The sequence below is a fragment of the Streptomyces sp. C genome (assembly GCF_000158895.1).
Classification (GTDB): Bacteria; Actinomycetota; Actinomycetes; order Streptomycetales; family Streptomycetaceae; genus Streptomyces; species Streptomyces racemochromogenes.
In genome coordinates this window covers 6,742,749-6,752,406 of record NZ_GG657750.1, presented here as the reverse complement: position 1 = coordinate 6,752,406, position 9,658 = coordinate 6,742,749, and the positions used below count along the sequence as shown (strand labels likewise).

Genomic DNA, 9,658 nt, shown 5'->3' with positions numbered 1-9,658 from the left:
CCCTGGCGGATGGCGCGCTTGGGCGTCGAGTTCGGCGGGCGACGTCGGCGCCGCCGATCAGGTGCGCCTCGATGCCCTCGGCGCGCAGCGCCTCGTACAGGTCGCGGCGCGGCTCCTGGCCGGTGCACAGGACGACCGTGTCGGCGGGCACGAGGTGCGGTTCGCCGCCGACGGTGATGTGCAGGCCCTCGTCGTCGATCCGCTCGTACGTGGCCCCGGCGACGGAGACGACCCCGCGGTGCTTGAGTTCGGCGCGGTGGATCCAGCCGGTGGTGGTGCCGAGGCCGGCGCCGACCTTGGTGGCCTTGCGCTGGAGCAGGGTGACCTGCCGGGGGGCCGCGGGCCGCTCGGGGGCGGTGAGGCCGCCCGGGCCGGCGTACGCGGTGTCGACGCCCCAGTGCCGGAAGTAGACCTCGGGGTCCTGGGAGGCGCCCTCTCCGCTGTCGGTGAGGTACTCGGCGACGTCGAAGCCGATGCCGCCGGCGCCGACGACGGCCACCCGCTGCCCGACGGGGGCGCCGTCGCGCAGTACGTCGAGGTAGCTGACGACGTTGTCCCGGTCCGCGCCCTCGATGGCGGGGGTGCGGGGGGTGACGCCGGTGGCGACGACGACCTCGTCGTAGCCGCGCAGGGTGTCCACGTCGGCGCGGGTGTCCAGGCGTACGTCGATGTCGCGGGCGGTGAGCTGGGTGCCGAAGTAGCGGATGGTCTCCTCGAACTCCTCCTTGCCCGGGATGCGGCGGGCCACGTCGAGCTGGCCGCCGATGTGGCCGGAGGCCTCGAAGAGGGTGACGGCGTGGCCGCGTTCGGCGGCGGTGACCGCGCAGGCCAGGCCGGCCGGGCCGGCGCCGACGACGGCGACGCGCTTCTTCGTGCGGGTGGGCGAGAGCACGAGCTCGGTCTCGTGGCAGGCGCGCGGGTTGACCAGGCAGCTGGTGATCTTGCCGCTGAAGGTGTGGTCGAGGCAGGCCTGGTTGCAGCCGATGCAGGTGTTGATGGTCTCGGAGCGTCCGGCGGCGGCCTTGGCCACGAAGTCGGCGTCCGCGAGGAAGGGCCGGGCGAGCGACACCAGGTCGGCGCGGCCGTCGGCGAGGATCTCCTCCGCCTTCTCGGGGGTGTTGATGCGGTTGCTGGTGACCAGCGGCACGCTCACCGCGCCCATCAGCCGCTTGGTGACCCAGGTGTAGGCGCCGCGCGGGACGGAGGTGGCGATGGTGGGGATGCGGGCCTCGTGCCAGCCGATGCCGGTGTTGATGATGGTGGCGCCGGCCGCCTCGATCTCCTTGGCGAGGTGGGCGACCTCGTCGAGGGTGGAGCCGCCGGGGATGAGGTCCAGCATCGAGAGCCGGTAGATCAGGATGAAGTCGTCGCCGACGGCGGCGCGGGTGCGCCGGACGATCTCCAGCGGGAAGCGCACGCGGTTCTCGTACGCGCCGCCCCAGCGGTCGGTGCGCTTGTTGGTGGCGGCGGCGATGAACTCGTTGACGAGGTAGCCCTCGGAGCCCATGATCTCGACGCCGTCGTAGCCGGCGAGCTTGGCGAGGCGGGCGGCTCGGACGAAGTCCTCGATGGTGCCCTCGACCTCGTCGCCGGTGAGCTCGTTGGGGACGAAGGGGCTGATGGGGGCCTGGATCGCGCTGGGGGCGACGAGGTCCTTGTGGTAGGCGTAGCGGCCGAAGTGGAGGATCTGCATCGCGATCTTCCCGCCTTCGGCGTGCACCGCCTCGGTGATCACGCGGTGCTCGGCAGCCTCCTCCTCGGTGGTGAGGCGGGAGCCGCCCTCGAAGGGGCGTCCGGCGTCGTTGGGCGATATGCCGCCGGTGACGATCAGGCCGGCGCCGCCGCGGGCGCGCTCGGCGTAGAAGGCGGCCAGGCGCTCGAAGCCGTGCGCGTGCTCTTCGAGGCCGGTGTGCATCGACCCCATGATCACGCGGTTCGGCAAGGTGGTGAAGCCGAGGTCCAGGGGGCTCAGCAGGTGCGGGTACCGGCTCTGGGAACTCATGAGGGGGCGCCTCCTCGCGCGGGGGTGATGAACCTGTTCTAGCGAGGAGGGCCAGGTTTTGCAACTAAGTGCATAACCGGATGCGCGCCCCCGGGGCCGGGGATCCCGGGCCCTGGGGGCCGTGCCGCCGGGGGTGTGGCGGAGTTCACGCCGCGCCCCCGGGCGGGAGCGGTCAGTGGATGACCCGGAAGCTGCGCCAGGGCAGGCTGTGCGGGGCGGTCACGTTCGAGAGCGTCGTGGCCACGTAGACGCCCTCGGCGCCCTCGGCCCCTTCGGCCTCGGTCTTGCCGCAGTTCTCCGTCCGGTACAGGACGATGTCCACGAGGGTGTTGTTCTCGACGTGGGTGGCCCCCTTCGGGATGCGGATCTTGTGGCAGCCCTTGACCGGGGTGTTGGCGTAGCTCAGCTCGACCGGTGAGTCGTGGCCCCGGAACGTGAGCATGCCCACGGTGCTCCGGCCCAGGCCGGAGCAGGCGGAGGCGGTCAGCAGCAGTGCCGCGACCCCCACGATGGTGCTGATCCGTCGGCTGTGGGACATGGGGCGGTCCTCGTCTGTGCGGTGGTGGTCCTCCCCACAGCCTTGCCCGGCGGAGCCCCGGCGGCCTGCGCTGCTCGGCCGACCGGATGAACGCGGCGGAGCCGGACCGGTACCCGGCCCGGCTCCAGGGGGCTCACCCGCGCCGGAGGCGGACCGTGACGATCTGGAACGGGCGCAGGGTCAGGGGGACCCCGCCGTCCCCTGCCGGGGCGCCGACCGCCGAGCCCGCCAGGGGCCGCTCCAGGAGGTCGCTCTCGACCGCCTCCGCGACCGCGAACCCGGGCGTCAGCACGGCCTTCGCCCGGCCGCCCCGGGACTCGTACAGCCGGACGACCACGTCCCCGGAGCGGTCCTCCGCGAGCTTGACCGCCTCCACCACCACCGCGTCGTGGTCGACGGCCAGCAGCGGGGCCACCGGACCCGCGCCCCGCAGGATCCGCTCGGGCAGGTTGAAGGCGTGCCCCTCGCGCACCGCGTCCCCGATGCCGGCGCCGGGCGCGAGGGAGAAGCGCAGGGTGTGCCGCCCCTGGTCGGTCTCCGGGTCCGGGTAGCGGGGGGCCCGCAGCAGGGAGAGGCGGACGGTGGTGGTCTGGCCGCCGTCCTCCCGGATCCGGCGGGTGACGTCGTGCCCGTAGGTGGAGTCGTTGAGCAGCGCCGCGCCCCAGCCGGGCTCCTCCGCGTGGATCCAGCGGTGGGCGCAGATCTCGAACTTGGCCGCCTCCCAGGAGGTGTTGGTGTGGGTGGCCCGGTACACGTGTCCGAACTGGGTCTCGGAGGCGGTCCGTTCGGCCTTGACGTCGAGCGGGAAGGCGGCCTTGAGGAACTTCTCCGTCTCGTGCCAGTCCACGTCGGTGGTGATGTCCACGGTCTTGGCCCCGGCCCGCAGGGTGACGGCCTGGGTGACGGCGGAGGAGCCGAAGGAGCGGGTGACCGTGACCGTGCAGGAGTCCGGGCCCGTGCCGGTGACCTCCAGGGAGTCGACGGCGGTGAGGTCGGTGACCTTGTTGCGGTAGAAGGCGTCGACGTCCCAGGCGTCCCACATGTTGGGGAAGTCGGGGTGGATCTGGAGCAGGTTCGCGGCACTCCCGGGGGCGAGCGCCTCGCGGCCCTCCTCCAGGTCGTACGCGGAGACGATCAGGCCCCGCCCGTCGACCTCCACCAGCAGCCGCCCGTTGGCCAGGACGTGCCCGCCGCCGTGCCGCTCCTCCACCGTGACCGGCTGCTCGGCCGGGCGCGGGCGGCCCGCGCCGCCGGCCGGGACGCCGCGGCGCTCGTGCGGGGCGCAGTTGAAGACCAGTTCCTCCTCGCCCGCACCCGCGAGGGCGGTCTGCGCCGCGAGGGTGATCGCGGCCAGCTCCCCGCGCACCTCCTCGTAGGTGGCGCGGGCCTCCCGGTGCACCCAGGCGATGGAGGAGCCGGGCAGGATGTCGTGGAACTGGTGCAGCAGGACGGTCTTCCAGAGGCGTTCCAGGTCCTCGTACGGGTAGCCGAAGCCCGGTACGCGGACGGCGGCCGTCGCCGCCCACAGTTCGGCCTCGCGCAGCAGCGACTCGCTGCGCCGGTTGCCCTGCTTGGTCCGGGCCTGCGAGGTGTAGGTGCCGCGGTGGAGCTCCAGGTAGAGCTCGCCGGCCCAGACGGGGGCGTCCTCGTACTCGGCGCGGGCCTTCTCGAAGAAGGCGTCGGGCCGCTCGATCTCCACGCGCGGGGAGCCTTCGAGGTCGCGCTGGCGCCCGGCCCGGGCCAGCATCTCGCGGGTGGGGCCGCCCCCGCCGTCGCCCCAGCCGAAGGGCACCAGGGAGCGCGAACCCCGGCCCTTCTCGCGGTAGTTGCGGGCGGCGTGCGCCAGCTGGGCGCCGCCGAGGTCGCTGTTGTAGGTGTCGACGGGCGGGAAGTGCGTGAAGACGCGGGTGCCGTCGATGCCCTCCCACCAGAAGGTGTGGTGCGGGAACCTGTTCACCTGGGACCAGCAGATCTTCTGGGTCAGGAACCACTGCGCTCCGGACAACCTGACCAGCTGCGGCATCGCCGCGGTGTAGCCGAAGGAGTCGGGCAGCCAGACGTTGCGGGTCTCGATGCCGAACTCCTCCAGGAAGAACTTCTTGCCGTAGAGGAACTGGCGGGCCATGGCCTCGCCGCCGACCATGTTCGTGTCGGACTCCACCCACATGCCGCCGACGGGCACGAACTGCCCGTCGGCGATCTTCTTCTTGACCCGTTCGAAGAGTCCGGGCCGGTGGGTCTTGACCCAGTCGAGCTGCTGGGCCTGCGACATGGCGAAGACGAACTCGGGGTGCTCGTCCATCAGGGCGAGCATGTTGGAGGTGGTGCGCGACACCTTGCGCACGGTCTCGCGCAGCGGCCAGAGCCAGGCCGAGTCGATGTGGGAGTGGCCGACCGCGCTGATCCGGTGCGCGGAGGCGTTCGCCGGGGCGGCCAGCACCCCGGCGAGGCGTGCGCGGGCGGCGGCGGCCGTCCCGGCGACGTCGTCGAGGTCGACCTCGTCCAGGGCGGAGTCGACGGCGCGCAGGATCTCGTGGCGCCGTGCGTCGTCCTCGCCGAGCTGGGGCATCAGTTCGGCGAGGACGTCGAGGTCCTGTACGAGTTCCCAGACCTCGGCCTCGAAGACGGTGAGGTCCATCCGGGCCAGCCGGTAGAGCGGCCGGTCCCCGCTGGTCAGGCGGTCGCCCTCGGAGGTGGGGGCGTGCTCGACCAGGACCGGGTTGGAGGCGGCCTCGACGTACCACTCGACCCGCTCGCCGCCCGTCGCGGCGTCGGCGACCCGCACCCAGTCGTTGTACGGGTTGAGGGCCTTGACCTCGCTGCCGTCGGCCCGGTGGACCAGTCCCTCGCACTGGAAGCCGGGCATCATCCGGTCGAAGCCGAGGTCGAGGACGGCCTCGACGGTACGGCCCGCCCAGTCGGCGGGGACTTCGCCGGTGACCTTGAACCAGGTGGTGCCCCAGGCCGGCCCCCAGGCGTCGCCGACCGCGCACGGCCCGTACGGGGCTGCGAGCGCCTCGGCGACCGGGACCGGCTCGCCCGGGACCTCCCAGCGCTCGACGGCGAGGGGGATGGAGCGGGAGTGGACGGCGGGCCGGATGCGCTCGCCCAGGACCCGGCGGAGGCGGTGTTCGGTGATGCTGCGGTCGTCGTGCACGAGGCGGCTCCAGGAGGTCGTTCGCGGACGTGGCGTGGCGGGGGACGGGCGGGGCGGGAACGGGCGGGCGGTCAGGTCTTGACGGCCCCCTCGCCCACTCCCTTGAAGAAGAAACGCTGGAGGAGGAGGAAGAGCAGCACCATCGGGACGAGCGCCGTCATTGCGCCCGCGGCGACGATCCGCTGGTCGCTGGTCGTGGTGGCCCCGGCCAGGGTCTTCAGGCCGAGCTGGAGGGTGTAGTGGTCGCTGTCGGTGAGGACCAGCAGGGGCCACAGGAAGTCGTCCCAGGCGCCCATGAAGCTGGTGACGCAGACGACCGCCAGGGCGCCCCGGGCACCGGGGAGGAACACCCGGGTGAACCGGGTCCACTCCCCCGCGCCGTCCAGGACGGCGGCCTCCTCGATCTCCCGGGGGACGGCGAGGAACGCCGCCCGCATGATCATGACGTTCAGGACGGACACGGCCCCGGGCAGCCACACCCCGACGAGGGTGTCGACCAGGCCCATCCCGCGGACCGTGAGGAACATCGAGATCATCACGGACTCGAAGGGGAACATCAGGGTCGCCACGAGGACGGTGAAGACCGCCCGGCGGCCCTTCCAGCCGGCCCGGGACAGGGCGTAGCCGCCCATCGCCGCGAACAGCGCGTTGGAGGCGACCGCGAGGAGCGCCACCACCAGGGTGTTGCCCACGTACTGGAGGAGCGGGAAGGACTCGGCGACGCGCAGGTAGTTGTCGAAGGTGGGGTGCGAGGGCAGCAGTCCGTCGTACACGTTCTCGGTGCGACCGCGGACCGAGGTCAGGAACTGCCAGACGATCGGGCCGAGCATCAGCACGAGCACCAGCGCGAGCACCGCGTAGCGGGCGGCCAGGCCGCCGCGGCGGCGCCGGCGGCCGGTGCCGGGGGCGCTCACTCCTCGTCCCCCTTCGACAGGCGGTGGCCCAGCAGGCTGAAGGCCAGGGTCAGCAGGAACAGCAGCAGGGAGATGGCGCAGGCGTAGCCGGTCTCCCCGGCGAAGCCGAGGCCGACCTGGCGGATGAGGAACGGCAGGGTGCGGGCGCCGCCGCCGGGGCCGCCGCTCTCGCCGCCGAGGATGTAGATCTCGGTGAAGACGCGCAGCGCGGAGACCGCGGAGAGGGTGCCGACGAGCAGCATCATCGGCTTCACCTGGGGGATCGTGATGCTGAAGAAGCGGCGTACGGGGCCGGCGCCGTCGAGGGCGGCCGCCTCGTGGAGGGAGGCGGGGACGTTCCCGAGGGCGGCCAGGTAGAAGACCATGTAGTAGCCGAGGCCCTTCCACACGGTCACGAGCATGGCGGAGAACAGCAGCAGGGTGCTGTCGGTGAGGAAGGGGACCGGCTCGGAGACGACGCCGAGCGCCTCGAAGACGGTGTTGACCAGTCCGTCGCTGCGCAGCACCCATTGCCAGATCAGGCCGACGACGACGGCCGAGGCGATCACCGGGGTGTAGAAGGCGGAGCGGAAGAGGCCGATGCCGGGGACCTTCGCCTGGACGAGGACCGCGAGGGCCAGCGGCAGCAGGACCAGGCAGGGGACGACGACCAGCAGGTACAGCACGCTGTTGCCGGTGGCGGTCCAGAAGTCGGGATCGGCCAGGGCCCGGCCGTAGTTGTCGAAGCCGACGAAGGAGCCGCCGCTCAGGATGCGGGCGTCGGTGAAGGACAGCACGACGGTGTTGAGGAACGGCCAGAGGCTGAACAGGGCCACCATCAGCAGGCCGGGGGCGAGGAACAGGTAGGGGGTCCACCACTTGCGGTGGACCAGGCCCGGGTCGGCCCCCATGGCGCGTTCCGCCCGGCGCCGGCGCAGCCCGTCGCGGCGGTCCCGCACCGGTGCGGCGGCCGCCGGGGCGGGAGCGGTCACCTGCGCGTCCCGGCGGCCAGCAGCCGGTTGGCCTCCTCCTGGGCCCTGCGCACCGCCGTCCGGGCGTCCTGTTCGCCCTGGATGGCCCGCTGCACCTCCCGCACCACCGCGTCGCCGACCTGGTTGGTCCACTGGACGGGGGTGTTGGCGTCGAGGCCCGCCGTCTTCAGCTGCTCCGCGCCGATGGCCCGGGCCAGGGTCTCGGCGTCCCGGCCGTCGCCCCGGTCGGCGAAACGCGGATCGGCCAGACCCTTGGCGTTGGAGGGGTAGATGGTGGCGTTCCTGGAGAACTCCACCTGGTTGGGGCCGTTGGTGACCCACTTGGCGAACTCGGCCGCCGCGTCCGGGTGCCTGGTGTCCTTGCGGATGCCGAGGGACTGGGCGTAGATCCCTATGTGGCCGAGCGTGCCGGTGACGGCGCCCGCGACGCCGGTGCGTGCGTAGACCTGCGGGGCGTTCTGCCTGATGTCCCGGACGAAGCCCGGGGAGCCGGGGCCGAAGACGAGTTTGCCGGCGCCGTAGAGCTGGTTGATGTCGTCGGCCTTCAGGAGGGACTCCTTGGGCATGGCGCCCTTGGCGTAGAGGTCCTTCATCCGCTCGACCCAGGCGACGGCCCGGTCCGTGTCGAAGGTGAAGCGGTCCCGCGCGTCGTTCAGCAGGGGGACGCCCATCTTCTGCCAGTCGCCGGGCAGCCGGCCCTTGGGGTCGGCCATGAACGCGGCGTACTGCCCGCCGGAGCGGGCGGCGATCCGCTCCGCGTAGTCGAAGAACTGCTCGACGGTGGTGGGCGGCCGGTCCGGGTCCAGGCCGGCCTTGGCGAGGAGGTCCTTGTTGTAGGTGAGGATCTCGGGGGTGACGTACCAGGGGTAGGCGTACACCCCGTCGCCCTTGCCGGGCAGTTTGAACTGCTCCCAGGCGCCCGGGACGTACTCCGCGGCGACCGCGCCGTCGAGCCGGGCCACGTCGGCGAGCATGCCGCGGTCCCCGAGGAGCTGGAAGGAGTCGGTGGAGAGGTTGACCACGTCGGGCAGGGCCCCGGCCTGGGCGTCGGCGACGAGCTTCTCGTTGTAGCCGTCGCCGGGGACGTCCTCCCACTTCACCTTCACCTTGGGGTGCTCGGCCTCGAAGGCGTCGATGACGCCCTGGACGTAGGCGGTGAACTTCGGTTTGAGCTGGAGGGTGCGGAAGGTGATCTCGCCGGACACCTCGCCGGTTCTGCGGGCCTCGTCGGCACCGGCGCCGCCTTCGCTCAGGCCGCATCCGGACGCGGCCAGGAGGCCCGCGGCCACCAGCGTGGCGAGGGCCGTGCGGGTCAGGGGGGAACGAGTCATCGTCGCCGCCTTCGGGGAGGTTCCGGCTTCGCTGCCGGAGGGCGGTGCCCACGCTGACCCCGCGGCGGGGGGCCGTCAACGAGGCCCCCGCCGCGATGGCCTGAAGCGGTTTATCTCCCGCGGGCGTACAGGCGGGCGGGCGTACGGGCGGGCGTACGGCCCGGCTCCCCGGCCGCCTCCCCGCCCGCCGAGCCGCCCGGCACAAAAGCCTTTGCGCGGCCGGCGGGCCGCCGCCTAGGTTGACGGCTACCACGACGTGTAGCTCAGCAGCAGAGCGCCGGGCTTCCTACCCGGAGGGCGCAGGGGCGGAACCTGCCACGTCGGCCATGGACGCACACGCTGACAAGCAGCCTCCGAACCCGTCCCGGACCGGCCCCGCGCCCGTCCCGGAACCCACCGCGACGCCCTTCGCCGGCCCCGCGCCGGTGGCCGTATCCGTGTCCCCGTCGTACGCGGCGGAGCGCCTGGCCCGCGCCCTGCGGACCTCGCGGACCCACGGCGACACCGCCACCCGCGAACGCGCCGCATCCCGCGCCCGCAAGTGGCAGAGCGTCCTGGCGGGCATCGCGGACGGCTCCCTGGCCATCGGCTCCCGCACCCCCGTCGCCGCGCTGCCCGCCTGGGTCACCCCCGAGGTGGTCACCGGCGGCTTCGCCACCGGCGCCGCCTCGGCCGGAGGGCCGCTGCTGCCGTACGAGGAGGAGGCCGCCCGGCTGGCCGGCGTGCCGGCAGACCGTGCGGAGCT

At 72.9% G+C, this 9,658-nt stretch carries 6 protein-coding genes, 1 tRNA gene and 1 pseudogene; 2 read left to right on the top strand and 6 right to left on the bottom strand.

The genetic code is table 11. The features are described 5' to 3' along the window. The 6 genes from SSNG_RS30360 to SSNG_RS30335 all read right to left on the bottom strand — a co-directional run. On the bottom strand, positions 1–2,002 hold a 2,002-nt coding region (locus SSNG_RS30360), incomplete at its 3' end, for an NADPH-dependent 2,4-dienoyl-CoA reductase (RefSeq protein ID WP_007267769.1). 172 nt (positions 2,003–2,174) lie between these two features. Next, positions 2,175–2,540, bottom strand: a complete 366-nt coding sequence (locus SSNG_RS30355) for a hypothetical protein (protein ID WP_007267768.1) — start codon at positions 2,538–2,540, stop codon at positions 2,175–2,177. A gap of 133 nt (positions 2,541–2,673) precedes the next feature. Beyond that, positions 2,674–5,697 (bottom strand): glycoside hydrolase family 38 C-terminal domain-containing protein, encoded by a 3,024-nt coding sequence (locus tag SSNG_RS30350; protein WP_007267766.1) that lies wholly within the window; start codon positions 5,695–5,697, stop codon positions 2,674–2,676. Between the two features lie 71 nt (positions 5,698–5,768). Next, complete coding sequence (locus tag SSNG_RS30345; RefSeq protein ID WP_007267765.1) at positions 5,769–6,611, bottom strand: carbohydrate ABC transporter permease; 843 nt, start codon at positions 6,609–6,611, stop codon at positions 5,769–5,771. Further along, positions 6,608–7,501, bottom strand: coding sequence for a sugar ABC transporter permease (locus SSNG_RS30340; RefSeq protein ID WP_042804367.1), 894 nt, complete (start codon positions 7,499–7,501; stop codon positions 6,608–6,610). Before SSNG_RS30340 ends, SSNG_RS30345 begins: the two co-directional genes overlap by 4 nt. 77 nt (positions 7,502–7,578) lie before the next feature. Beyond that, positions 7,579–8,913 carry a sugar ABC transporter substrate-binding protein gene (locus SSNG_RS30335; RefSeq protein ID WP_128637228.1) on the bottom strand — a complete coding sequence of 445 codons (1,335 nt, stop codon included), beginning with the start codon at positions 8,911–8,913 and terminating at the stop codon, positions 7,579–7,581. A 252-nt stretch (positions 8,914–9,165) separates the two neighbouring features. Between SSNG_RS30335 and SSNG_RS30330 the strand changes: the two genes are divergently transcribed. After that, positions 9,166–9,240 (top strand) — tRNA-Gly (locus tag SSNG_RS30330). Continuing rightward, positions 9,240–9,658, top strand: a pseudogene (locus SSNG_RS42460) (hypothetical protein); the annotation flags it as partial. The gene SSNG_RS30330 and the pseudogene SSNG_RS42460, both read left to right, overlap by 1 nt.